A 25,005-nucleotide genomic window follows, 5' to 3' on the forward strand; every position below is an offset into this window, starting at 1 on the left:
ATCAGGGTGATGGGGACGAAGGTGGTGACGTGATACATCAGGCCGTAGGCGATGCCGGCATCGAGCGGGATCTGGTAGAGCGCGGCGAGGGTGCCGCCGATCGTGAGCCTCGAACACGCCGAAGTATCCCGGGACCTGTGGCGCCGCGATTCCGATCATCACGGCGCCCTGCAGGATCAGCGCCCCGCTGAACGGAATGTCGAAGCCGAAGGCCGGCAAAGGCGGCATAGAACGCGGCGCCGTTGCAGAGCCAGACTACCAGGGACCACCCCACGACCGGTAGCGCCGTGCGGGGATCACTCAGCGCGGAGATGCCGAGGAGGATGCGTTCGCCGAAGTGGTAAAGCGCGTCGCCGATTCGGTTGCGGGGGAGGAGCTTGCGTGCGACGCCGAGGGTGGTCTCGCGCCGCCAAGCCGCCAGCGCGGCCACAATCAGCGCCGCGAGGCCGAGCGCGCCGATCGTCGTGGCGATTTCAGCGAGCGGCTTCGACTTTCCTGGCAAGGTCAGCGACGGGTCGATCCCGCCGCGCGTGAGTGCGAGCGAAAGCAGCCCCATCGCGACCAGCGCATCCATCACCCGCTCGACGGCAATGCTCGAGAGGGCCGCCGCGAACGGCACGCGGCCCAACCGCGACACCGCGCCCATGCGCACCACCTCGCCGGCGCGGAGCGGCAGCACATTGTTCGCCGCGAACCCCATCGCGATGGCGTGCCACGCGGGGGAGCCAGCCGACGGGCCGTCCATCCTCGTGATGCAGCAACCACCGCCACCGCGGCACCCGCAGCGGGAAGGGGAGCGTGGCGAGCACGACGGCGAGGAACATCCAGAGCCGATCGGCCGCGACCATGTACTGCCACGACGCGGCCCAGTCGGTCTTCCGGAAGGTGTACCAGACGACGGCCGCGGAGATCGCGATCCCGAGGGCCAACTGCAGCGCGCGCTTGCCGCGCGGCGCGGCCTCAGGCGGCGTCACGGGCCAGCGGCACGAGGTCGAGCAGCTCCTGGATGTAGGGTCGGAGGCGGTCGAGCGACACAGTGGGCTCGGAGAGCAGGCCGTTGATTTCCTCGCGCACCTGCGCCGCGCGGTGCAGGGCGGACTGCCCGCGATAGAGCAGCTGCTCGATCGGGAGCACGTCGTTGCCGAGCAGGGCGTCAAGCGACGGTGCCTCATCGCCACGTTGCGCGGTCACGAGGGCGAGTGAGCGGTATGCCCGCTCGAGGCGGCCCGGCATCCCGGCCGCCGCGGCGGGAATCATCACGGCCGGCGCATCGGGTGCCAATGACTCGATGGCAACGATCGGCGCTTCATCCGGCGCGAGCGACTCGATGGCAACAATCGGCGCCTCATCCGGTGCGAGCGACTCGATGGCAACGATCGGCGCCTCATCCGGCGCGAGCGATTCGATGGCAACGATGGGCGGCTCATCCGGCGCAAGCGAGGCGATCGACACGATCGGCGCCTCCTCCGGCACGGGCAGTTCGATCGCCACGACCGGCGGCTCGTCAGGTCGGAAGGTGACCACGGGAATCGTCGCCGGCGCCGGCACGTCGAGCGCGGGTGGCTGCCACGGGTTGGCGAGCAACGCCGGCGTCACCGCTGGCGAGCCATCGGGCGTGGCATGGAACGCCGCGCCGAGGATCGTCGCCGCGAGGCGGTCCCTCGCACCGAGCCGTTGCGCATCCGCCGGCGCGTTGCCGGCCTCCGCGAGGAACCGTCCTGCGTCGCGAAGGAGGCCGAGGAATCGATCACGATCACCGCGGGCAAGCCCCGCACCGATGGCGCCGGTCAACGCCTGCGCCAGTGGTGCGAGGAAGCGGCCGGTCGGCGACTTCGGCGGCATCGTCGCCAACGTGCGGTGCAGCACGAAGAGGCGGAGGTCGGCCGCCGCACTCGACGGGCTGCGCTGCAACTGCTCGGCGATCTCGAGCAGGTGATCGCCGACGCCAACCAGTTCGAGCGCGACCGGCGTGGCGTCACCCGCGAGCAGCGGGGGCGTCCCACGACGGAGGAGCGACTCACCGCCCTCGGGCGCGAGCATACCGATCGGGACGACGTCGCGTTCGCCGGCGTATGAGGTGAGCAGCGCATCGGCGAGTGCGGCGAGTTCGCGCGGCTGCTCCACGCGGCCCTCGTCGTTCATCGACTTCGCCATCGCCGCAAGCACGTGGGCACCATCCGCAAAGAGGGTGGCGACGTCGGGCGGCGGCGGGACGTCGCTGAGCAAGGTGCGCGTCGCCATCTCCATCGCGTCGAGCAGTTCCGGCAGCGGCGATAGTTCGGCGGAGCCGCCCAGCCCCCGCAACGCCCGCATCCGTTCGAGCACCGCGGCCAGCGCGGCCTGTGGTGGCACCGGGGCCAGCGCGCGGGCCGCTTCCTCCAGCGAGCCGGCGATCATCGCCGATTCGCGGGCGATGAAGGCGCGCACACCCGGGGTCAGCGCCGGCGTTGCCGGCACCGTCATTTTCACGCTGCCACCCGAGGTGGCGCGTTCGATCCGATCGGCCAGGGCGAGGGCGGCGCGGTCGTCAACCGCCTCCCAGGCGGTGGCGCGCTCGGTCAGGTCGCGGAGGGTCTGGAGGCCGTCGAGCCAGGCGGCCCGCGGTCCTGGCGCCCACGGCGTGGCGTGGTCGCGGACCTGGCGGGCCAGCGCCTCGAGGCCGGCGGCGGCGCGGGCATAGGTGCCGAGGCCCGCCATGAGCGCCGCGCCGCGGAGGGCGCGGGCCCCCCGCACCAGTCGCTCCAGCTCGGGGGCATCGCCCGCGACGGCCGGATCGAGGTCGGCGAGGTACTCGCGCGCCTCGAGGGCGAAGAATTCGGCGCGGCGGGCGGCGGTGCTCACGCGCGGGCGTCCTCGCAGAGCCGCTTCATGGTGCGGACCGCGGGACCGATACCTTCGAAGATGGCCCGGCTCACGACACTGTGTCCGATGTTGAGTTCCTCGATCTCGGGAATGCGGGCGATCGGCAGGACGTTCGCGTAGGTGAGTCCGTGTCCGGCGTGGACGGCCAAGCCGATCCCCGCCGCGTACTCCGCGGCCCGCTGCACCTCGGCGAGCGAACTGCCACCGTCGTGGTGCCACCCATGAGCGTATCGGCCGGTGTGCAGCTCGATCGCAGGGACACCAAGATCCTTGGCCTCATCGATGACGGCGATATCCGGATCGATGAAGAGTGCCACGTGGATCCCGGCCGCGTCGAGGCGACGGAGCGCGGTGCGAAGGTACGGGTCACGCCGCGTCAGGTCGAGGCCACCCTCGGTGGTCACTTCCTCGCGACGTTCGGGGACGATGGTCACCTGATAGGGACGCAGTCGGCAGGCGAAGTCGACGATGTCTTCTCGGGTCGCCAGCTCGAGGTTGCAGACCGTGGTCACCGACGCCGCGATCCCCTCGACGTCATGATCCTGGATGTGGCGCCGATCTTCCCGGAGGTGGACCGTGATCCCGTCCGCGCCGTGCGCTTCGGCCTCCGCCGCCGCCCGCCGTGGGTCCGGTTCGTCGGTCCGCCGCGCCTCCCGGAGGGTCGCCACATGATCCACGTTGATATAGAGCCGAAGCGGTCGCATTCACGGCTGCCGGGGTATACGTTTCACCAGTCTTTCCCCCACGAGGTATCGATGCGCGCCATCATCGCTCCAGCCGTCGTCCTGCTTGCGTTGACCGTCGGGTCCTCCGCCGCCGCCCAGTCCCAGAAGGCGGGCACTGCGTCGCAGGCGGTAGAGGAGTATATCCGCGCCGCGTCCGACAGCAATCTGGTCCGCATGGGCCAGCTCTTCGGCACCGACAAGGGAAGCCTCATCGGTCGTCGTGTGGAAGGCACCGACAAGCGGATGATGATCATCCAGGCCTACCTCCACGGCGTCAAGGTTCGGGCGCTCTCCGAGGTGCGTGGCGCCAAGGACAATGAGCGGGTGGTCACGACCGAGATTGCCCGGGGCAGCTGCAAGGTCGTCCTGCCGGTGACGGCGGTCGAAAGCGGCAAGGAGGGGTGGCTGGTCCGGAACCTCGACCTCGACGCGGCCAGCAAGGTCAACCAGGCCTGCTCGAGTGGTGGCCGGCCCGGGAACTGATTCGCTCCCCGGGGCGTTTCCTCCGCGAGCACCCTACTCGGTGAGTTCGATCAGGACGCCGTCGGTGCTCTTGGGATGCAGGAACGCGATCCGGCAACCGCCAGCGCCCGTCCGTGGTGTCGCATCGATCAGGGTGTAGCCCTGCGCCAGCGACGCGGCGAGGGCGGCGTCGAGGTCCGGAACGCGGTAACAGATGTGATGGATGCCCGGGCCACGCTTGGTCAGGAAGCGGCCAATGGGCGAGTCCTGGTGGATCGGCTCGAGGAGTTCGACCTCGGAATCGCCGAACTCCAGGTGCACGATCTTGGCCCCATCGGCTTCCTCGGGGCCCCGGGTCGGCACCTGCAGGACATCACGATAGAAGCGAAGGGCGGCATCCACGTCCGGCACGGCGATGCCAATGTGCGCGATAGTAGGCTTCATGGTGGGAACCTAACATGACGGGTGCGTCAGGAGTGATGAAATGAGCGGCAAGACCGTGGTCGTGACCGATGCGACCTTTGCAGATGAAGTGACCGGGACCAAGGGTCTCGTGATGGTCGATTTCTGGGCGGAGTGGTGCGGGCCGTGCCGGGCGATCGCCCCCACCCTCGAAGCGCTGGCCGAGGAATACGAGGGCAAGGTGAAGGTGGCCAAGCTCGACGTCGACCACAATCAGCAGACCGCGATGAAGTTCAACGTCCGCTCGATTCCGATGATCGCCTTCTTCAAGGACGGTCAGCACGTCGATACCGTGGTGGGCGCGATGCCCCGCCCGGCGTTCGAAGCGAAGATCAAGCAGCACCTGGCCTGATCCAGGCCCCCCGACGGCGGCCCCGGCGAGATGACGCCGGGGCCGCTGTCGGCTTTCTTTCCCCGCATGACCTCCCCCGGCACCCTCTACGTCGTCGCGACCCCCCTCGGCCACCTCGGGGACCTCTCGACGCGCGCGGTCGAGACGCTCGGCACCGTGGACACCGTCGCAGCCGAGGATACCCGGCGCACGTTGGGTTTGCTGGCGTCCATCGACGCCCATCCGCGACTCCTCTCCTACCACGCCCACAGCGGGGCGAACCGCGCCGACGCCCTCCTGGCGGTGCTGACCGCCGGGCGGGATGTGGCGCTGGTCACCGACGCGGGGACCCCGGCCATCAGTGACCCCGGCCACGAACTGGTGGCGGCGGCTCGCGCGGCCGGGCTCACGGTGGTCCCGATTCCGGGGCCGTCGGCGGTTGCGACGGCACTCTCGGCCGCCGGTCTCCCCGGGGATCGCTACCTCTTTCTCGGCTTCCTGCCGCGCAAGGGAGTGGAGCGGAAGCGACTGATTGAGCGTGCGGCCGGGGAGGCGTGGAGCGTCGTCTTCTTCGAAGCGGCGAATCGGCTCCCCGAGTTGCTCGACGATTTGGCGGCGGCATGTGGCGCGGAACGCCAGGCGGTGGTCTGCCGCGAGCTCACCAAGCTGCACGAGGAGTTTCGCGCAGGAACCTTGAGCGCCCTCTCGGAACACTATGGGGAGACGGCCGCGCGCGGTGAGGTGACGCTGGTCCTTGCCGGTCGGGGCGATCACCACGGCGATGATGAGCCCGCCGCCGACCCGGCCGAGATCATGGCCGCCGTGCGCGACGGCCTCGCTGCCGGCGAATCTCGCAAGGATCTGGTCCGTATGGTGAGCACCCGCTTCGGCCTCTCCCGCAACGATGCCTACCGCCTGGTCATGGACGAATCATGATGCCTCGCGTCACCACCATGCTCCTCCTCGCCGTGGCGCTCGCGCCGCCGGCGTCGGGGCAGGTGGCGCGCCCCGCCGCCAGTGCGCTCACGATCGGTCGACTGCACTACGAGGGAGGCGGGGACTGGTATGCCAATCCCACGTCGCTTCCCAATCTGCTCGCCGCGATCGAGGAACGGACGGCGCTGCCCACGGCCGGGGCGGAGCGCGTGGTGCGGCTTGCCGACCCCGATCTGTGGGATGTGCCGTATCTCTACGCCACCGGGCACGGCAACATCAGCTTCAGCGATCAGGAACGCGCGACGCTGCGGCGCTGGTTGCTGCAGGGCGGCTTTCTCCATGTCGACGACAACTACGGTCTCGACCTCTCGTGGCGCCGGGAGGTGGCGAAGCTCTTTCCCGATCGCCCCTTCGTCGAAGTGCCGCTCGACCATCCGATCTACCATCTGGTCTATGACTTTCCGGCCGGCATTCCCAAGATCCACGAGCACGACGGCAAGCCGGCGCAGGGCTTCGGCATCTTCGTCGAGGGTCGGCTGGTGCTGTACTACAGCTATCAATCCGATCTGGGCGATGGCTGGGAAGATCCCGCCGTGCACAACGATCCCGTCCCGGCGCGCGAGTCGGCACTGCGGATGGGGGTGAATCTCTTCGCGTACGCCGTGGGATGGGGTGGATGAGCGACGCCCCGCTCGAGCAGGCGCTCGACGAGGCGGCGCGCCCACTGCGCGGCTTGAGCGGGCTGGCCCGCGTGCTGCCCGCGATCGCGGCGGTCGCCAGCGGCGCGGCGTTGGTCGCGTGGTTGACCCGCGCCGGTGTGGTGGTGGCCCCGATCACGATTCTGGTCGGCTGGCTCGTGGCCCTGAGTCTGCTCGCCGCCGGCGTGATCACGGCGCGTCGCGCGATTGCGGCGCTCGGCCCCTGGCACGTCGCCGCACAATTGGAAGCCGATGGCGCGTGGCGGCAGGGCGCGCTGACGACGGTGCTCGACGGCAGTGTCGCAGGAACGTCCGACGTCCTCCACCGGGCGGCGGGTGTGGCGCGGGCGGAGGAAGTGCGCACCCGTGCGCTTCATGCACTGGGTCCCGCCCTCGCGACCGAGCGTCACCGCGCGCGCATCGCGTCGGCGATCCTCGTCGTCGGCGTCGTCGCCCTCGCGGTGGCACAGCCGCTGCGCGGCGCCCCAGCCCGACTCTGGCGGCCGGTCGAGGCGTGGCGCAGCCTTACGGCCCCGGTGCGGCTCACGGTCGCCGACAGCATCGTGGCGCGTGGCAGCAAAGCAACGCTACTGGTAGAGGCGGTCGGACAACGGTCCGCCGTCGTGGTGACCCGCAGTGCGGGCGAGGCGTGGCGCCAGGATACCATCGCGCTCGATGCGGATGGGCATGGCCAACTCGAGACGCCGCCGCTGGGTGCGGACCTTGTCGCTCGCGCCGAAGCGGGGGGACGAACCTCCGAAGAACGGACCGTCACGGTGCGCCTGCCGGCGTTCCTCGGGGCGCTGACGCTGACCGCGATCTACCCGCGCTACCTCGCGCTCCCCGACGAGGAACTCGCCATCGCAGGCGACACCCTGGTGCTGCCCGAGGGCACGACGCTGCGACTGCGCGGTCGCGCCACCACGCCGATCGCCGGGGTGGTGCTCGCAAGCGGCACGATCGCGTTCCCGCTCGGTGTGCAGGGGATGGCGTTCGAGGGCTCGGTGCAGCCCGCGCGTGATGGCCAATACACGCTGCGCGTCGCCCTCCCCGGTGGCGGCGCGCTGGAGGGGGAGCCGCCGACGTTCGCGCTGCGGCTCGTGGCCGACAGCGCGCCGACGATTGACCTTCCCGTTCCGGGTGCGGACACGGTCGCCCCACCGTCGTTGCGACTGCCATTGGTGATTGCACTGGCCGACGATCACGGCCTGACGGACGCCGGCCTGGAGTGGCGCCGAGGGGCCAAGGGTGTCACCACGCGCCTGCCGGTGCCGTTGCCCACGGGCACCACCGATCGGGCGCTGCTTTCAAGCGCGCTCGACCTGGTCGCGCTCGGGCTGCGCGCAGGTGACACGCTCTACTACAGCGCCGTGGCGACCGACAACGCGCCGGCACGCCATCGTGGTCGCTCGCGGGAATTTCTCGTGCGGCTCCCCACCGAGAGCGAGCAGCGCGCGGCCAGGGCACAACAGACGGCCACGACGGCGCGGGGCCTCGACTCGCTGGCAGCCGCTGCCAAGCAGGCGCAGCGGCAGACCGAGGACCTTGCGCGGGAGCGTCAACGCCCGGCCGGTGGCACCAGCAGCAGTGACTCCGATCCGCTGGCGCTCGAAACGGCACGGAAGGCGGAGGCGGCCGCGCAGGCGCAGAGCAAGGTGATGGACGACGCCGCGAAGTTGCAGCAGCAGGTCGATGCGCTGCGTCAGGCGGCGGAACGCGAAGGGCTCGCCGACTCGACGCTGGCCAAGCAACTGGGCGACATTCGCAAGCTGCTGGACGAGGCCATCTCGCCGGAACTGAAAGCACAGCTCGCGGAGCTGCAGAAGGCGCTGGCCGATCTCGATGCGCCACGGACGCGCGACGCCCTGCAGGCGATGGCCCAGCAGCAGGAGAAGACCAAGAACGCGATCGAGCAGGCGCGGGAACTCTTCAAGCGCGCCGCGCTCGAGACATCGCTCGCCACGATGGCGCAGGAGGCGAAGCGGCTCGCCGAGGCGCAGAAGGAAGTGGCGAAGCAACTCGGTGGTCGTGACAGCACCGCCTCGGCGGCCGCGGAACGCGCCCTCGCGAAGCAGGCCGACTCGCTCGCGAATGCCCTCGATCGGGCGGCGGAGAAGGTGCCGACCGCCGCGACCAAGGAAGGGCTCCAACAGGCAGCGCAGCAGGCCCGGCAGGCGCAACAGCAGATGCAGCAGGCGGCGCAGGCCGCGTCGCAGGGCGATCGGCAGGAGGCGCAGCAGGGCGGGGAACAGGCGCAGGCGAAGCTCGATCAGCTCGACCAGAAGATTCGCGAGGAACGCGGCGAGATGCAGCAGCAGATGCGCGCCGAGACGGTGCGCGCCCTCGACCGCATCCTGGCGGAGACGGCACGGCTAGCCGAGCGGCAGGTGGCGGTGGCGGACGCGCTGCGCCGCGGCGCGCTGCTCGCGCCGGTGCGCGCGGAGGAGGCGGTGCTCGCCGAGGGGGCCGGCAAGCTGGTCGATCAGGCCATCGCCGCCGGTGCGACCAACGCCTTGGTCTCGCCGCAGATCGCCGGGGCACTCGCCGCCGCGCGGCAGGCGATGCGCGGCGCCATCGATGCCGTCTCGACCGTGACGCCCAACTATCGCACCGCCACCGAGCTGGCTGGCGACGGGGTCGATGCGCTGGCGGTGGCGGCCTTCTCGTTGCTGCGGGCACGTGACAACGTCAGCGGCTCGCAATCCGGGAGCGGTGTCCAGGAGATGATGGAGCAGATGCAGCAGATGGCGGGGAAGCAGGGCAAGATGGCGCAGGACGCGGCCGGCATGATGGAGCAGGGCGAGAGCGGCATGCAGCAGATGCTGCAGATGGCGATGCAGCAGCGGGCGGTGGCGCAGCAGCTTGAGCGGATGAAGTCGCAGGGGATGCTCCCCGGCGCGGGGTCCCTCGCCCAGGAAGCCAAGGAGCTTGCCCGGACGCTGGAGACGGGCAAGCTCGATCGCGAGACGGTGCAGCGCCAGGATCGACTCTTCCGCAAGATGCTCGACGCCGGACGCACGCTGCAGGGGTGAGGAGAAGGACGACGCCAAGGAACGGCAGAGTACCACCGCCACCGATGGTGCGCTCAAGCGCCCCGATGCGCTCGACCCGCGGCTCAAGAGCGGCGCCGACGACATTCGGCTTCCCGGATGGGAATCGCTGCAGCGACTCAGTCCGGATGAGCGGCGACGCGTCCTCGAATATTTCCGCCGGCTGAGCTCGGGCACGCCATGAGCGGGGTGTTGCGTGCGGTGCTGATCGCCACGGCCTGCTGGGCTGGCAGCGCGTCCGCGCAACAGTCGCGCGTGCCGGCCGTCGGCGATGTCCTGGCCCGGGCAGTGGCGGCCGAACGTCGTGGTTCCGACACCGAGGCGGCTGCGGCCTACCTCCAGGTCCTGAGCGCCCAACCGGCATCGGGAGAGGCGTTGCTTGGCGCCGAACGGATGCTACAGAACATCGGGCGCGGCCGGGAACTGTTGCCGCTCGCCGTGCAAGCGGTCGCCCACGACTCCACCACGGTCGCGATCCTCTCCATGGCCGTCCGGACCTTTGCTCGTGCCGGGTTGGTCGATTCCGCCAAGCGCTACGCGCTGCGGTGGTCCACCGCGACGCCCGGCGAAGACACGCCGTTCCGCGAGTGGTCGGATGCGGCGATCGAGGGCCGCGATGTCCGCTCGGCGCGGGCCGCGCTCGAGGAGGGGCGCAAGCGCCTCGGCGCGCTTTCGCTCGGCCCCGACTACGCCCAGGTGTTGCAGATGGCTGGGGACTATGCGGCGGCGACCAAGCAATGGCTGGAGGTGCTCGCCGTCGCGCCCAGCTATCGCAATGGCGCGTTGGTGCTGCTCGGTCAGGCACCGCCAGCGCAACGCGGCGTGGTGCGCGAGACGATCCTGCGCGAGGGTGACATCTCGGCGCGCCGACTGCTCGCCTTGCTGCAAGTCCGCTGGGGTGACCTCGAGGCCGGCTTCGGGCAGATGCGCTCCCTGCTCCCGGCGGACCGGGCGCAAGGCGTCGCCTTGCTGACCGCGCTCCTCGAAGAGTTGCGTGGCCGAACCGATCCGCCGGCCCAACAGGTTCGCGGCGCCGCGCTCGAGATCATCGCCTCTCGGCAGGATGGCGCCGCGGCCGCCCGCACGCGACTCGACGCGGCGAAGGCATTTGCCGACGGCGGCAACGAACGTGACGCCCGTCGATTGCTCGGCCTCGTCGCCGCCGATGCCAACGCACCCGCTGGCGCGTCGACGGGCGCCTCGGGAACGCTGCTCGGCGTGCTGATCGCCGAAGGGAAAGCCGCGGAAGCGGAGTCGGTCCTGGCCACGCTGGCGGGGTCGCTCGACTTCGACCAGCGCGACCAGGCGCGCCGACGGATTGCGATGGCGTGGGCCAAGGGTGGGCAGTTTGACCGGGCCGATGCGTTGGTGGTCACCGATTCGTCGGTGCCGGGCTTCGATCTGCGCGGGCGTCTCCGCCTCTATCGTGGCGACCTCGCCGGTGCGAGTGCGCTCCTCAAGGAGGCCGGTCCGTTCGACGATGATCGTGAACTCGCGGTGGCACGCGTCACCATCCTTGCGCTGCTGCAGGCGGTGGGGAAGGACTCGGTACCGGCCCTGGGCACCGCGCTGCTCAACCTCGAACGCGGCGATTCGGCCGCGGCGCTGCGCGCCCTGACCGCGCTCGCCGACAGCCTGCCGGTGGCCGGTGGCGCCGAGGCCCGACTGCTCGCGGGGCGGATCGCCGGTGCCCGGGGTGACACAGCCGCGGCCCGCGCGCTGCTGCTCGCTGCCGATACGGTCGCCGCGCCCTCGACTGCGGCGTCGGCACGCTTTGCCCTGGCCGAACTCGACGCGGCATCGGGCAAGGTGACCGAGGCGACGGAGCGGCTGGAACGGTTGCTGATCGAGTTCCCCACCAGTGCGGTGGCGCCGGAGGCGCGTCGACTGCGCGACGCGCTGCGGCGCACCGCCGTCCCCGGCGGTGCGGGGTGATCGATCGCCGCGATTTCTTGCGCGTCGCGCTTGCCGGAGGCGGGAGCGTGTTGCTGCCCCGCGGTGCCTGGGGAAGCGCATGGCCCGGACGTGCGTCGTTCCTGGTGCCGATGGACGATGCCCAGGGGGATCACCTCAAGGCGTACGGCGTCGCGTTCCGCGCCTTGGAGCGAGGCGAGAAGTCGGAGTGGCTGCTCAACTATCGCGGCGGCTCGTTCCTGATGCCCGCGAGCGACGCCGTGCAGCGTGACGCCGCGCTCTCCGGTGTGACGCTCGAGTCGGCGACGGAGGGGACGGTCGCCGAAATGCGGGCGCAGTTGCAGGGTGGCAACATGGACGCTGTGCCGCTGGAGAAGGCCCCGCGCATGGCGGTCTACGCCCCACCGAACGCCGCACCGTGGGACGACGCGGTGACGATGGTGCTCGAGTATGCCGGGATCAAGTACGACCGCGTCTGGGATCCGGAAGTGATCGGGGGACGGCTGACCAACTACGATTGGCTCCACCTGCACCACGAGGATTTCACCGGGCAGTACTCGAAGTTCGTCCTCAACTATGCCGGCGCGCCGTGGCTGCAATCGATGATGGACTTGAATCGCGGCACGGCACAACAGCTCGGCTTCGCCAACGTCCCCGCAATGAAGCGTGCCGTGGCGCAGAAGATCGGCGGCTTCGTCGACCGCGGCGGCTTTCTCTTTGCGATGTGCACGGCAACCGAAACGCTCGACCTGGCCCTGGCCAGCGATGGCGTCGACATCGCGGCCGCCTACGCGGACGGCACCCCGATGGATCCGCGCGCCTCGTCGCAGATGCACTGGGAGTCCGCGCTGGCCTTCCAGGGGGCCACGCTCGAGCAGTCGCCCTCGCTGGCCGTCTTCAGCGATATTGACGGCCACCAGGTCAACGGGGTGGCCCGCCAGCCGCTCGGGGCGTTCACGCTCTTCAACTTCTCGGCGAAGATCGACCCGGTGGCCACCATGCTGGTCCAGAACCACCGGCAGGTGATCCCGGACTTCTTCGGCCTGACGACCTCATTCCGTCGGGACCGCCTCAAGCCGGATGTCGTCGTTCTGGGCGATGAACTCGGGGCACCGTGGGTCAAGTACATCCATGGGTCGCGGGGGAAGGGCACTTGGACCTTCTTCGGAGGCCATGACCCGGAAGATCCGCAGCATGCGATCGGCGACGCACCGACTGACCTGGCCCTGCATCCGGGGTCGCCCGGCTACCGACTGATTCTCAACAACGTCCTCTTCCCTGCGGCGAAGAAGAAGGAACTGAAGACCTGAACGATCGCCTGTCGCCGGCAGTGCGGGATGCACTGCGCCGGGAAATCAGCGCCGCCGACGGCAACGAAGTCTCCTTCGTGGCCACGCTCGATGCCGACCGGATCATCACGGCCGTCCGCGTCGTCGCGCGCGGCACCGTCGATCGCGTCCTTGCTCTCCCCGGTGTCGCACGCGCCGGGGAGATGTTGCTGCACAACCATCCGAGCGGCCATCTCGAGCCGTCGATGGCCGACCTCTCCGTCGCGGCGCGCGCCCACGATGACGGCATCGGCTTCGGGATTGTCGACAACACCGGGCAGCGGCTCTACGTCGTGGTCGAGGTGCCGACCGCCCGCCTCGAGATCAAGCTCGACCCGTTCGAGGTGATCGAGCAGCTGGGCGAGCATGGCCCGATCTCGAAGGAGCTGGGCGGCTACGAGGATCGGCGCAGCCAGCGCGACCTGGCCGCGCACCTCGTCGATGCCTACAACGATGGCGGCGTGTTGTTGCTGGAAGCCGGGACCGGCGTCGGCAAGTCGTTCGCCTACCTGGTCCCTGCGCTGGCGTGGGCCAAGGCCAATGGCGAGCGCACGGTCATCTCCACCAATACGATCAACCTGCAGGACCAGCTGGTCGGCAAGGACCTGCCGTTCCTCGCGCGGGCGCTCGGCACGGCGGAGCACACGCCGACCTTCGCGCTTCTCAAGGGCTGGCGCAACTACCTCTGCCGCGCCCGCCTCGAGACCGCCAGTGCGAGCCAGCAGTCGTTGCTCGAGGGGGATCGGTTGCAGGAGCTGCTCGACCTCACCGCCTGGGCATCGCACACGGAGGACGGCACGCTCGCTGACCTGCCCGCGCCCCCGACCAGTGAGGTGTGGGACGAAGTGGCCGCCGAGGCCGACCTGTGCACGCGGCTGCAGTGCCGGCACTTCGACAAGTGCTTCGTCTTCCGGGCACGGCGCCGCGCCGCGCAAGCCGACGTGGTGGTGGTCAATCACCACCTGCTCGCCGCCGACCTCGCCGTGCGGCAGGCGTCGGACAATTGGATGGAGGCCGCGGTGCTGCCGGCCTACCAGCGGATCATCCTCGACGAAGCCCACCACCTTGAGGACGTCGCGGCGTCGCACCTCGGCGTGCAGGTGTCGAGTCGCGGCATTCGTCGGCTGCTCAATCGGCTGGAGCGAAGCGGCAAGGGGCTGGTCCCCTCGCTGCAGCGCGACCTCGCCACTGCAGACGACCTCCTCTCGCGAGCGTCGCTCGACCTGATCCGCGATCGACTCGCCCCGGCCGTGGCGGAGGCGCGTCGTGCCGCCGAGGGCTTGGTCCTGCGCCTCTTCGGCTTCCTGGAACAGCAGGGGAGCGGGCAAGTGCGGCTCGACGACACCTTCGGGTCGCAGGCCATCTGGGCAGAGGGGCTGACCAGCGAGCTCGAAGCGACCGTCCGCTCATTTCAGCTGATTGCCGAGGTCACCGAAACCATCGCCGATCGATTGGCCCAGGCCGAGGGGACCGAGCGTCGCGAGCAGCTGCTGATGGAGTGTCGTGGCGTCATCCGCCGACTCGACTCGGCGGCGGACGGGTTGAACATCACGCTGCGCCCGGCGGTGGGCCGTCCGCCGGAAGTGCGCTGGATCGAACGGACCGGGCCGAAGGGGCAGGCGCTGCAGATGGCCGCGGTGCCGCTCGACCTGGCGCCTACCCTGCGGTCACTGCTCTTCGATCGCGTGAAGACGGTGGCGCTGACGAGTGCCACGCTTGCCACGGGAGGGGACTTTTCGTTCCTCTCGTCGCGGATCGGCCTCGGTGGCAGTGATTCGCCGATCACGCTGGCCGAGGTGTTTCCGTCGCCGTTCGACTACGGGGCGCAATGCCTGCTGGGCGTGCCGGAGGATGTCCCCGATCCGCGTGAGGACGAGGCCGGCCACGACGCGGCGATTGTCGACGTGGTGCACGACCTCGCCTTCGCCGGCGATGGCGGCATCTTCGTCCTCTTCACCTCCCACGCCGCCCTGCGCCGCGCCGCGGTGACGCTGCGCTCGGTCCTCGGCGAACGGTTTCCCATTCTGGTCCAGGGGGAGGGGCAACGCGACCACCTTCTGCGCCGTTTTCGCGAGACCGGCAACGCCATTCTGCTGGGCACCGACTCCTTCTGGGAAGGCGTGGACGTTCCCGGTCGGGCGCTCCGCAGCCTCGTGCTGGCCAAGCTACCTTTCAAGGTTCCGGCGGAGCCGATCACCGCGGCCCGCCTCGAGCGGATCGCGGAGCAGGGTGAGGACGGCTTCTCGGGCTACCTGCTCCCGCACGCCGCGCTCAAGTTGAAGCAGGGCTTTGGCCGGTTGATCCGGAGCGCCCAGGACGTCGGCGTCGTGATCCTGCTCGACCGGCGCGTGGTGACCAAGCGCTACGGCATGATGTTGCTCGAGGGACTGCCGCCGGCCGACCGCGTGATCGGTCCGTGGAGCCAGGTGCGCAGCAAGTGTGAAGACTTCTTCGCCCGTCACGGGATCGGAGCGGCACCATGATGGTGGTCCAACCGAGCAAGATCGTCTGCGTCGGTCGCAACTATGCGGCGCATGCCAAGGAACTCGGCAACGAGATCCCGAAGAACCCGATGCTCTTCTTCAAGCCGCCCTCGGCGCTGCTCGAGCCGGGCGGCACGATCGTCATCCCGTCGGTGTCCCAGCAGGTCGAGTACGAGGCGGAGATCGGCGTGGTGATCGGCACGCGCGCCTCGAAGGTCTCGGCGGCAGACGCCATGGCGCATGTGCGCGGCTTCACCTGCGGCAACGACGTCACCTGCCGCGACCTGCAGAAGCCGGACGGCCAGTGGGGCCGCGCCAAGGGGTTCGACACCTTCTGTCCGGTGGGGCCGGTGGTGGCGGAGGGCCTCGACTGGACCAGGCTCGAGGTGATCGGTCGGGTGAACGGCGAGGAACGGCAGCGTGCCCCGGTCAGCGACATGATCTTCTCGATCCCGGTGCTGATCGAGTACATCAGCGGCATCATGACCCTCGAACCGGGCGATCTCATCCTGACGGGAACGCCCGAGGGTGTGGGGCGGCTCCACCCCGGTGACGTCGTTGAGGTCGAGATCCCCGGTGTGGGGATCCTGAGGAATACCGTGGCGGGAGGGGACGCATGATTCAGATCAGCGATCGGGTCGGACAACTGCCGGGGTATCCCCTCGCGAAGATCCCGACCATCAAGCGTCGCCTGATGGAGGCCGGCGTCGACGTGATCGACCTCGGCGCGGGCGATGCGGACGGCCCGCCGCCGAAGGCTGTCGTCGATGCGCTCAAGAGCGCACTCGACGTGACGGCCAATCACAAGTACGGCTTCCAGCAGGGGCTGCCCGCCTACCGTGAAGCGGCGGTGCGGTGGGTCGAGCGCCGCTTCGGCCAGCGCTTCGACGCCTACACGGAGATGCTGCCGCTGATCGGATCGAAGGAAGGGCTCTCGCATCTGCCGATGGCAGTATGCAATCCGGGAGATGTCGCCATCATCCCGGAGCCCGGCTATCAGGCGTACATCGGCGGCTCGATGCTCGCCGGTGCGGAACCGGTGATCGTCCCCCTCCGCCCCGAGCACAACTTCCTGGTGGAGCTTGACACCCTCCCCGAGGAGACGCTGCGCCGGGCAAAGGTGGTGTTCGTGAACTACCCGAACAATCCGACGGCGGCGGTGGCATCGCGCGAGTATCTCGAGCGCCTGGTCGCGGCCTGTCGTCGGCATGACATCGTCCTGGCGTACGACAATCCCTACTGCGACCTGACATTCGACGGCTACGTGGCGCCGAGCATCTTCGAGATCGAGGGTGCGCGCGAGGTCGCCGTCGAATACTTCTCGCTGTCGAAGTCGTTCCAGATGACGGGATGGCGGCTCGGCTTCGTGGTTGGGCGCGCAGAGTTGATCACGGCGCTCACGAAGGTGAAGAGCTACGTCGATACCGGTCCCTTCCTGGCGTTGCAGGCGGCCGGGGCGTGGACGCTCGATCACGCCGAGGAGCTGGTGAAGCCGATCGTGGCGGAGCTCCAGGTGCGGCGCGATGCCGCCGTCGAGGCGCTCCGTGCGCAGGGATTCACCGTCGAGGTGCCGATCGCGGCGATGTACCTCTGGATCCCGTTGCCCCCGGGGATCGCATCGGCGGACTTCTCGACTCGGGCGTTGGAGGAGGAGGGCGTCGTGACGATGGCGGGCAGCGGCTTTGGTCCGGGCGGCGAAGGCTTCTTCCGGATCGCCCTGACGCAGCCTGCGCCGCGGATCCGGGAAGCGGTGTCACGTCTTGGGCGCACACTCGCGGCGTGCCGGGACGCGGTTGCCCTCGCGCAGAGCTGAGCGAGCGTTCCAACTCGCCCCCACCGCGCCGGCGGCGTGGTGGCTCTGGCTGATGGCGGGGATGGCGCACCTTGCCGTGCTGGTCGGATGGCAGTGGAGCGTGCGGGATGCGGACGAGCGTGCAACCTCTCCGTTGTTGGCCCCGATGGTGACGGCGGTGGAGCGGCCGGAGCCGGTGATGATGGAGTACCGTCCGATCGCGCTTGCGCCGGTGGTTCCGCGTGCGGCCGTGCGTCGCGCGCCGACGGCCGCTCCCGCCGCCGTCGCGGCACCTGCCGGCCGACCGCCTGCGGCCGTGGCCGTTGCCCCGCGAAGTGCGCCGGGTGACACCGGGCGCGTCGCACCCGCGACGGCGCCAACGCCGGTCGTCGCGGCGGCGCCATCACCACGGTCGCCGCTGACGCCGGCGTACGGCAGCGGCCGCCTCTGGGTCCAGCCGCTGCCGATGTCGCCGCGCGAAATTGCCGCGACGCTCGCGGGCAAGTCGATGGACCAGGTGGCCGACTCGCTGGTGGCGGTGATGGTCCAGCAGTATTTGGATGGGTTGGCAGCCGAACGGGCCAACCCGGCGAATCGGCCGCCGTCGTGGACGACCAACATCGGCGGCAAGAAGGTCGGCATCGACGGCCAGTGGATCTACATCGGTCCGATCAAGTTGCCGACGGCGTTGCTGGGGCTCCTGCCGATCAACATGCAGGGGAACCCGACGCAGGCGGAGATGAACAAGCGGCTCAGCGCCATGCGCGAGGATCTCTTCTTCGCAGCGCGCCGGGCCGCCACCCTCGAGGAGTTCAAGAAGAACGTGGCCGAACTTCGGAAGCAGAAGCAGTACGAATACGACCTGCGCAAGGCGCAACGGACCCTCCCCGACAGCGGGAGGCCACAATGAAGCTCGTGGATGCGGCCGAGACCGTGGCGGTCGTGGTGGCCGCCTCGCTCGACGCCGAATCGCCGGACCGGTTGGTGGCACTCGGGCTCCAGCGGGAGATCGCGACCCGCGGCGCGGGGCATCCGTACCGACGTGCCGTGCTGATGAGCGACCACGCATGGTTTGAGACCCCCCTCTTTCACACCGCGCCGACGATCGCCGTCGGTGGTCCCGGCGTGAACGGGGTATCGGCGCGGTTCGGGCAGGAGTTGCCGACCGTCTGGACCGCCGACGACCGTTCCCTGATCCAGGCGGAATTTCGTGAGTCGGTGCCCCGCGTCACGCTGTGGGGCATGGATGCCGCCGCGACCGCTGCTGCCGTCGACGCGTTCATCGCGCGCGGATGGCTCGATGAATTCCTGGACCGTTGCTGGCGCTTTCGCGCCGGTACCTTCGCCTGAGGCCGCTGATGCGTCATCCGCTTCTTCCGTTCGTGGCGCTGCTCGCGCTCCCCGTCGCCCTCGCGGCCCAGGCCACGACGCGGCCGGCGGTGCCGTCGGTATTTGCGCCGACCACCACCGCCGTGTCGCGAGAACTGTCGGGCCCCCGCGCCCTCGCGACGGTCGCGTTCGTCGAGCAGTTCTACCGGTTGCCGGGGAATCGCGGCTTCAACGCCTCGATCGACACCGTCGCCGCCTTGCTGCGACAGGCAGGCTATGTCGAGCAGGGGGCCGCCAAGCCGACCGATCGGCTGACGTACCGGATCGAGTCCCGGCCAATGACGGCCCCCGCCTGGTCACCCCTGGATGCATCGCTGACGATCGTCGGCCGAGCCAGGCCACTGCTGACCTGGGCGGGCAACCACAACATGCTCGCCGCCAACTCCTGGGCGACCCCGGCCGGTGGCGTGCGAGCCGCGGTCGTCGATGTCGGCGCGGGGGCAGATGCCGACTTCGCCAAGGTCGACGTGAAGGGGAAGATCGTTTTCGGCGAGGGCAACGCGCGCAGCCTCTTCACCCGGGCGATGCAGCGCGGTGCGCTCGGCGTGATCGCACCGCAGAAGCTCCCGGCCTTCAACCAGCAGTCCAAGAACGTCAACTCGATCCAGTTCTCGGGTGTGGCGCGCGACACGGTGAACAAGGGGTTCCTGATCTACCTCTCGGCGGCGGCGCGTGACTCCATCAAGGCGGCGCTCGCTGCGGGTGCGGTCGAGGTGCAGGCCGTGGTGCGGGCGGTCTTCGATGTGGCGCCGGAGCGGACCATCGTCGCCGAGATTCGTGGCGCGGTGCGCCCGACTGAGCGCTTCGTCTACTCTGCCCATGTGCAGGAACCGGGGGCGAACGACAACGCCTCGGGCGTCGGGCTGCTGGCGGAGATGGCGCGGACCGCTGCCGTGCTGGTCAAGGGCGGTCGGGTGAATCCCGCCCGGACGATGACCTTCCTCTGGGGTGACGAAATCCGTGCCACGGCGCGCTATCTCTCCGAAGACAGCACGCGTCGCGCCGGCGTCAAATGGGGGATGTCGCTCGACATGGTGGGCGAGAACACCGCCCTGACCGGCGGCAGCTTCCTGATCGAGAAGATGAAGGATCCGTCGGCGGTCTGGGTGCGCGGCGAGGACCAGCACACCGAGTGGGGCAGCTCGCCGGTCCGCCAGGCGGATATCTGGCCGCACTTCCTGAACGACTTCTCCCGGCAACGCTGCCTCGATCGGGCCGCGACCACGGGATGGGTCGTGAAGGCCAATCCGTTCGAGGGCGGCAGCGATCACACGCCGTTCCTCAGCAACAAGATTCCGGCGGTGCTGTTCTGGCACTTCACCGACCAGTACTACCACACCGATCGGGATCGGATCGAGATGGTGAGCGCCACCACGCTGGGCCACGTCGGCAACTGCGCGCTGACCACCGGCTTCCTCCTCACCGCAGGCACGGACGCGGTCGGTGGTGCGGCGCTCAAGGAGCTCGTCGACGTGGCTGCGCAGGAGTTGCGGACGCAGGCGGCGCTGTCGCGCGCCGTGGTCGCGAAGGGTGGCGATGCCGCTGCGGAGCGGAAGATCGTCGAAGCGTGGCGCGACTATTACGTCGCCGCATTGCCGACGGTGCAGGAACTCACCGTCGGCGGCACCGGGCTCGCCGCGCAGGTTGCCGCGGGACAGGCACGCGTGCGCGCGGTCGCCGATGAGGTGCTGGCCACGCTCAAGTAGGGGACAAAAAGAGTCCGGATTCCGCATGCGAGCGCGCTTGGATGGTGCGCTCGTTTTGCGTATGCTTCAGTCCCCCGAGTGGAACCAGACCAGGAGTTTTGGCATGCGTTCGCTCCGTTCGTTGCTGTTCACGCTCGCGTTGGTTGCCGTCGCCGTGCCGGCCTCGGCGCAGTCCAAGGAAGGCCCGTGGCTGCTGCGCGTGCGCGCCCTCTCCCTCACGCCGGCCGACAAGTCCGACGCGATCCCATCCCTGAACGTTCCGGCTGACGCCATCACCGTCAGCTCGAAGGTCTTTCCCGAACTCGACATCGCCTATTTCCTGACGGCGAACATCGCGGCGGAACTGGTGCTGACCTATCCGCAGCAGCATGACGTCGAACTCAGCGGCACCAAGATCGGCACCTTCAAGCATCTCCCGCCGACGCTGCTGCTCCAGTACCACTTCCTCCCCACCGGCAAGATTCGCCCGTACGTCGGGGCGGGTGGCAACCTGACGTTGATCTCGAAGGTCGACCTCAACGTGCCAGGCGTCGGCGCGCTGGATCTCGAGAGCAGCTCGATCGGCGGCGCCGCCCAGGTGGGCGCGGACGTGCAGCTCGCGCCCGGCTTCTTCCTGAACGTCGATGCCAAGAAGGTCATGATCGGTTCGGACGTGACGGCTGGTGGCGCCAAGGTCTCGGCCGTCAAGGTCGATCCCTGGCTCCTGAGCGTGGGCATCGGCCGGCGCTTCTAGTCGCCGCTGATCCACTGGAGCGGTAACGCAGACGGGGCCCTCGCGGGCCCCGTCTTGTTGCGTCAGGGTGCAGCGTCGGGCTAGCCGATGGTGCGAGCGATCCGCGCCAGCGAGGCATCGCGACCGACCACGGCGAGGAGCTCCGGGACCGGCTCCGAGACGGTGCCGCCGGTCAGCGCCACGCGCACCGGCTGCATCACGTCCCCGAGTTTCAGCGCATGCGTCTCGGCGACCGCCTTGAGCGCGGCCTCGAGCGACTCGGCGTGCCACGCCTCGGCGGCGATCGCGACCAGCGCTTCCTGACAGAGTCGCAGCGAGGTCGCGAAGCGCTCGCCCATCTTCGCCTCGAGGGCGTTGCCCTTCTCGTCGCGCACCACGCGGCTGTCGTCGATCCGCGAGGCCACCTGCTCGGCCAGATGCGTGATCGTGCGCGCGCGCGTCTTCACGGCCGTGATCACCGGCAGCAAGTCGCGGCCGTCGTGCGCCACGCCGAGGATGCCGAGCTGCCGCTCGACCGGTGCCAGCAACTCCTCGGCAGGGAAGTTGGAGAGGTACTGGCCGTTCATCCACTCGAGCTTGGCCGGGTCGAACACGGCGGCCTTCTTCTGGATGTCCTCGAGCGCAAAGCGCTCGATCATCTCCGCTTCGGTGACGATCTCCTGGTCCTGTCCCGGCGACCACCCCAGGAGCGCCAGGAAGTTGCGCATCGCGGCCGGCAGGATGCCCATGTCCTGATAGTCGCCCACGGCGGTGGCCCCATGGCGCTTGGAGAGCTTCTTCCCGTCGGTGCCCAGGATCATCGGTACGTGCGCGAAGATCGGCGGCTCCTTGCCGAGCGCGCGATACAGCGCGATCTGCTTGGGCGTATTGGAGATGTGATCGTCGCCGCGGATGACGTGGGTGATCTCCATCGCGATGTCGTCCGAGACGACGGCGAGGTTGTAGATCGCCGAACCGTCGGAGCGGAGGATGATGAAGTCATCGAGGTCGCGACCCTGCCAGGAGATCCGGCCGTGGACCGCATCCATCCAGGCGATTTCCTCGTCGGGCGTCGCGAAGCGAATGGCGTATGGCATCCCCGCCGCCTCGCGCCGCGCCGTCTCTTCGGGGGGGAGATGGATCGACTTGCGGTCGAAGCGGAACGCCCCACCGCGCGCCTCGACCGCAGCGCGCTCGGCGTCGAGTTCGGCGGCGGTGAGGTAGTCCTTGTAGGCGAGCCCCTTCGCCAGCAGCGATTCGGCGTCGGCCCGGTGCCGGGCACCGTACTCGCCCTGAAAGAGCGGGCCCTCGTCCCAGGTGATGCCGAGCCAGCGCATCCCGTCGAGAATCACCTGCGTGTGCGCGTCGGTGCTGCGCTGCTTGTCGGTGTCCTCGATCCGCAGCACGAAGGTGCCGCCGGTCCGCTTGGCGAAGAGCCAGTTGAAGAGCGCCGTCCGGGCCCCGCCGACGTGGAGGTAGCCGGTGGGGGAGGGGGCGAAGCGGACACGAGGTGCGGACATGGAGATCCTTGAATGCGAAAGGTCGTAGGTCGTAGGTCGTAGGTCGTAAGGCGCGAGGGCATGGCCTATGACTTACGACTTCTGACGTACGACCAGTCTGAGCTTGCCTACCCGACGATCCCAACACGGAGCGAGAGGGATTCGAACCCTCGTTAGGGGTTTACCCCCTAAAACGGTTTAGCAAACCGTCGCCTTCAGCCACTCGGCCACCGCTCCATCCGGCGCGGTCAAGATATTCGGGGCGGCCCGGGGCCGCTACCTCCCGGCCAGTCGCCGGCGCTCGGCGACGATCGCCCGGGCGGCCGCTGGCAGGGTCGGACCGGCGCGGGCGAACAGGTCACCGGGGATCTCGATGACCCGGCCGGCCTTGATGGCGTCGAGGTCGCGCCACCCCGGCTTGGCCCGGAACTCCGCCAACCGCTTGCCGACCGAATCGCCCCGGGAGGTCAGGATGAAGCGTGGCTGCCGGGCGGTGATCGACTCCATGCCGATGGTCGGCCAGGGGATCCGCTCGTCCTCGAAGACGTTCTTCAGGCAGGCCGTCTCGAGCAGCGTCGTCATCCAGGTCCCCCCGCCGGCGGTCTGCGGCGGTTCGGTCCAGAGTACCAGAAAGACGGTTTCCGGCGCGGCAAACTCCCGACATGCCTCGGCGTGAATCGCTGCCAGCTCTCCGCGCAGGCTCCGGGCGATCGAATCGGCTTGTGGCTCCCGCCCGACCAGCGCGCCCATCCGGGCGAGCTGGCGGAAGGCATCGGCGGTGTCGGTGGTCTCGAAGGAGAGCACCGGGATGTGGAAGGGCTGGAGCGCCGTCTGCAGGTCGACCGAGGCGCGGATCTGCCACCCGATGACCACATCGGGATGCAACGCTGCCACCGCTTCGGGCGACGGGTCGAGCCCGCCACCAATGCTGGGCAGGTGGGCGAACTCGGGTTGACGATCGAAGTCGGTCCGGGCCACGAGTCGATCCGCCGCGCCGAGGGCGAGCAACCACTCATTGGCCGACTGCATCGTGGAGACAATGCGGTGGACCGGCAGGTTGGTCAGCACCACGGCCTTTCCCGACGGATCTTCGAAGTCGGGACGGGCCGCTGCGCCAACGCGCTCCTCGCCGCGGGTGCAGGCGAGGAGCGCGAGGAGAGGAAGCGTGGCGTCGAGCCTCAGGGGCGACGACCACCCATCATGGCGCTGAGGTCGACATAGCCGGCGGGGACCTCGAAGGTGGAGAGCGGGACGGCCGTGCGGTCGATCGCGGTGACTTCCATCGACACCTTGCCATCGGCGCTCCAGGCCTTCAGCGGAAACCCCGGGGCGGTGGAGAGGCCTTTGGCCCATCCCGGTGCCGCGGCGCCGCGTCCACGGCCATTCATCCCGCCGCCCAGGTTCGGGTAGGCAAACATGCCGACGTTCGGGGCGAAGCAGATCTTTGTGGTCTGTCCGTCGGCCGAGGCCTCATAGTCGTCACACTTGAGGCCGGCGATCGTCTGCGAGGTGCCGAGCTTCTTGTACTCCACCGGGGTGTTGCTGCCCTCCGTCGCCGTTCCGCTGCCAATGGGGTTCACCATCTTCAGGCCCTTGGTGTCCGGTGGGAGCATGCCGTTCCCCATGCCGGCCGGGAGCGGCATCATCATTGTCATGGTCTTGGCGGACTGGTCGATGATCATGCGAACTTCGGAGCCCGCCAGTGGGCCGGCCGAGGCGGGGGCCGTTGCCGTCATCCCCATCTTGTCGCCCTTGATCATGTACTTGACGTCCATCATGGTGCCATCGGGGGCACCGACGCGCATCGACATGGTGCCTTCGAAGCCCTGCGCGCCCATCGGCAGCGCGAGGGCGAGCGGCAGGAGGAGGAGCGGGAGTCGCACGGGACCTTCCTGGTGAGGGGTAGATTGTGGGACGGCGTGGGTGAGATTCGAACTCACGAGACCCTTCCGGGCCCGCCGGTTTTCAAGACCGGTGCATTCAACCGCTCTGCCACCACGCCAGCGCCCCGGAAAGTACGAGGGTGGGGCAGCTTCCGGTACGGGGCTGCGTCTCCCGCCCCCCGTCAGGCATCGAAGCCTTAACGCCGGGGCTGTAACGTCGTCCCCGCACCGTGCGTACTGCTTGGATCGGCCGATGCGCCGCCCAGAAGGCGTCCCGGCCTGCCCAGAAGCGCACTCCCACCTCGACCCCGACCGAGTGATGCCACTTCCCCTCGTCCGCACGCTCCGCTCCGCCCGCCGCGGCTTCACGCTGATCGAGATCCTCGTGGTGATCGTGGTGATCGCGATTCTCGCCACGATGGTCGCGCCGAACATCTTCCAGCATGTCGGTGCCGCCAAGTCGGCCACAGCCACCTCGCAGATCGAGATGATGGGGACCGCCCTCGATGCCTACCGCCTCGACAACGGCCGCTATCCGACCACGCAGCAGGGGTTGCAGGCGCTCTGGGAGATGCCGCAGGCCGATCCGCCGCCGAACTGGCGCGGCCCCTATCTCCGGAAGGCGATCCCGCTCGATCCCTGGGGCGCAGCGTATCTCTACCTCGCCCCGGGTGAGGTGAATCCCGGTGGCTACGATCTGCAGAGCCTCGGCGCCGACGGCCGCCCCGGTGGCTCGGGCGAGGACGCCGACGTTCAGAGCTGGAAGTAGGCCG

At 69.3% G+C, this 25,005-nt stretch carries 22 protein-coding genes and 2 tRNA genes; 15 read left to right on the plus strand and 9 right to left on the minus strand.

The features are described 5' to 3' along the window. Positions 1 to 37: 37 nt before the first annotated feature. From IPG05_11080 to IPG05_11090, 3 genes are all read right to left on the minus strand, one after another. Positions 38 to 745 carry a flippase-like domain-containing protein gene (locus tag IPG05_11080; protein ID MBK6495622.1) on the minus strand — a complete coding sequence of 236 codons (708 nt, stop codon included), beginning with the start codon at positions 743 to 745 and terminating at the stop codon, positions 38 to 40. A gap of 215 nt (positions 746 to 960) precedes the next feature. Beyond that, entirely contained in the window at positions 961 to 2,841 is a 1,881-nt protein-coding gene (locus tag IPG05_11085) for a hypothetical protein (GenBank protein ID MBK6495623.1), read from the minus strand. Next, complete coding sequence (locus tag IPG05_11090) at positions 2,838 to 3,566, minus strand: pyridoxine 5'-phosphate synthase (GenBank protein MBK6495624.1); 729 nt, start codon at positions 3,564 to 3,566, stop codon at positions 2,838 to 2,840. The genes IPG05_11085 and IPG05_11090 overlap by 4 nt, the downstream gene beginning before the upstream one ends. 51 nt (positions 3,567 to 3,617) lie before the next feature. Between IPG05_11090 and IPG05_11095 the strand changes: the two genes are divergently transcribed. After that, the gene (locus IPG05_11095) at positions 3,618 to 4,070 is read left to right on the plus strand and encodes a hypothetical protein (protein MBK6495625.1); all 453 of its coding nucleotides are present in this window, start codon (positions 3,618 to 3,620) and stop codon (positions 4,068 to 4,070) included. A 33-nt stretch (positions 4,071 to 4,103) separates the two neighbouring features. Here the strand turns inward: IPG05_11095 and mce are convergent, their stop codons facing one another. After that, positions 4,104 to 4,493: a methylmalonyl-CoA epimerase gene (gene mce, locus IPG05_11100; protein MBK6495626.1), complete on the minus strand. Its 390-nt coding sequence runs from the start codon at positions 4,491 to 4,493 to the stop codon at positions 4,104 to 4,106. A gap of 40 nt (positions 4,494 to 4,533) precedes the next feature. Here mce and trxA point away from each other — a divergent pair, with 40 nt between their 5' ends. From trxA to IPG05_11165, 13 genes are all read left to right on the plus strand, one after another. Next, positions 4,534 to 4,863, plus strand: a complete 330-nt coding sequence (trxA, locus tag IPG05_11105; protein ID MBK6495627.1) for a thioredoxin — start codon at positions 4,534 to 4,536, stop codon at positions 4,861 to 4,863. Positions 4,864 to 4,929: 66 nt separating this feature from the next. Continuing rightward, positions 4,930 to 5,778 carry a 16S rRNA (cytidine(1402)-2'-O)-methyltransferase gene (gene rsmI / locus IPG05_11110; protein MBK6495628.1) on the plus strand — a complete coding sequence of 283 codons (849 nt, stop codon included), beginning with the start codon at positions 4,930 to 4,932 and terminating at the stop codon, positions 5,776 to 5,778. After that, entirely contained in the window at positions 5,775 to 6,458 is a 684-nt protein-coding gene (locus tag IPG05_11115; protein MBK6495629.1) for a DUF4159 domain-containing protein, read from the plus strand. Before rsmI ends, IPG05_11115 begins: the two co-directional genes overlap by 4 nt. Beyond that, positions 6,455 to 9,508 (plus strand): hypothetical protein, encoded by a 3,054-nt coding sequence (locus IPG05_11120; protein ID MBK6495630.1) that lies wholly within the window; start codon positions 6,455 to 6,457, stop codon positions 9,506 to 9,508. The genes IPG05_11115 and IPG05_11120 overlap by 4 nt, the downstream gene beginning before the upstream one ends. A 198-nt stretch (positions 9,509 to 9,706) precedes the next feature. Continuing rightward, positions 9,707 to 11,461, plus strand: coding sequence for a hypothetical protein (locus IPG05_11125; GenBank protein MBK6495631.1), 1,755 nt, complete (start codon positions 9,707 to 9,709; stop codon positions 11,459 to 11,461). Between the two features lie 110 nt (positions 11,462 to 11,571). Further along, entirely contained in the window at positions 11,572 to 12,750 is a 1,179-nt protein-coding gene (locus IPG05_11130; GenBank protein ID MBK6495632.1) for an asparagine synthetase B, read from the plus strand. Between the two features lie 20 nt (positions 12,751 to 12,770). Further along, positions 12,771 to 15,251 carry a helicase gene (locus tag IPG05_11135; protein MBK6495633.1) on the plus strand — a complete coding sequence of 827 codons (2,481 nt, stop codon included), beginning with the start codon at positions 12,771 to 12,773 and terminating at the stop codon, positions 15,249 to 15,251. Next, complete coding sequence (locus tag IPG05_11140; GenBank protein ID MBK6495634.1) at positions 15,248 to 15,871, plus strand: fumarylacetoacetate hydrolase family protein; 624 nt, start codon at positions 15,248 to 15,250, stop codon at positions 15,869 to 15,871. The genes IPG05_11135 and IPG05_11140 overlap by 4 nt, the downstream gene beginning before the upstream one ends. Beyond that, on the plus strand, positions 15,868 to 17,064 hold the full coding sequence (locus IPG05_11145) for an aminotransferase class I/II-fold pyridoxal phosphate-dependent enzyme (GenBank protein MBK6495635.1): 1,197 nt from the start codon (positions 15,868 to 15,870) through the stop codon (positions 17,062 to 17,064). Before IPG05_11140 ends, IPG05_11145 begins: the two co-directional genes overlap by 4 nt. Beyond that, entirely contained in the window at positions 17,045 to 17,953 is a 909-nt protein-coding gene (locus IPG05_11150; GenBank protein ID MBK6495636.1) for a hypothetical protein, read from the plus strand. The genes IPG05_11145 and IPG05_11150 overlap by 20 nt, the downstream gene beginning before the upstream one ends. Then, positions 17,950 to 18,393 carry a hypothetical protein gene (locus IPG05_11155; GenBank protein ID MBK6495637.1) on the plus strand — a complete coding sequence of 148 codons (444 nt, stop codon included), beginning with the start codon at positions 17,950 to 17,952 and terminating at the stop codon, positions 18,391 to 18,393. Before IPG05_11150 ends, IPG05_11155 begins: the two co-directional genes overlap by 4 nt. Positions 18,394 to 18,401: 8 nt before the next feature. Further along, positions 18,402 to 20,138, plus strand: coding sequence for a M28 family peptidase (locus IPG05_11160; protein MBK6495638.1), 1,737 nt, complete (start codon positions 18,402 to 18,404; stop codon positions 20,136 to 20,138). 103 nt (positions 20,139 to 20,241) lie between these two features. Then, a complete protein-coding gene (locus tag IPG05_11165; GenBank protein MBK6495639.1) occupies positions 20,242 to 20,871 on the plus strand; it encodes an OmpW family protein in 630 nt (209 codons plus the stop codon). Between the two features lie 80 nt (positions 20,872 to 20,951). Here IPG05_11165 and IPG05_11170 read toward each other — a convergent pair whose 3' ends face one another. The 5 genes from IPG05_11170 to IPG05_11190 all read right to left on the minus strand — a co-directional run bounded on the left by IPG05_11170 (position 20,952) and on the right by IPG05_11190 (position 24,351). After that, a complete protein-coding gene (locus IPG05_11170; GenBank protein MBK6495640.1) occupies positions 20,952 to 22,370 on the minus strand; it encodes a glutamate--tRNA ligase in 1,419 nt (472 codons plus the stop codon). Between the two features lie 126 nt (positions 22,371 to 22,496). After that, a tRNA-Ser gene (locus IPG05_11175) sits at positions 22,497 to 22,586 on the minus strand. Between the two features lie 39 nt (positions 22,587 to 22,625). Next, complete coding sequence (locus tag IPG05_11180; GenBank protein MBK6495641.1) at positions 22,626 to 23,420, minus strand: ABC transporter substrate-binding protein; 795 nt, start codon at positions 23,418 to 23,420, stop codon at positions 22,626 to 22,628. 107 nt (positions 23,421 to 23,527) lie between these two features. Beyond that, positions 23,528 to 24,232, minus strand: coding sequence for a DUF4412 domain-containing protein (locus IPG05_11185; protein MBK6495642.1), 705 nt, complete (start codon positions 24,230 to 24,232; stop codon positions 23,528 to 23,530). Positions 24,233 to 24,264: 32 nt separating this feature from the next. Beyond that, positions 24,265 to 24,351: transfer RNA gene (locus IPG05_11190), tRNA-Ser, on the minus strand. 200 nt (positions 24,352 to 24,551) lie between these two features. Here IPG05_11190 and gspG point away from each other — a divergent pair. After that, entirely contained in the window at positions 24,552 to 25,001 is a 450-nt protein-coding gene (gene gspG / locus IPG05_11195; GenBank protein ID MBK6495643.1) for a type II secretion system major pseudopilin GspG, read from the plus strand. The last annotated feature ends 4 nt before the right edge of the window (positions 25,002 to 25,005 follow it).

This window comes from Gemmatimonadota bacterium, from assembly GCA_016704275.1.
Lineage (GTDB): Bacteria > Gemmatimonadota > Gemmatimonadetes > Gemmatimonadales > GWC2-71-9 > Palsa-1233.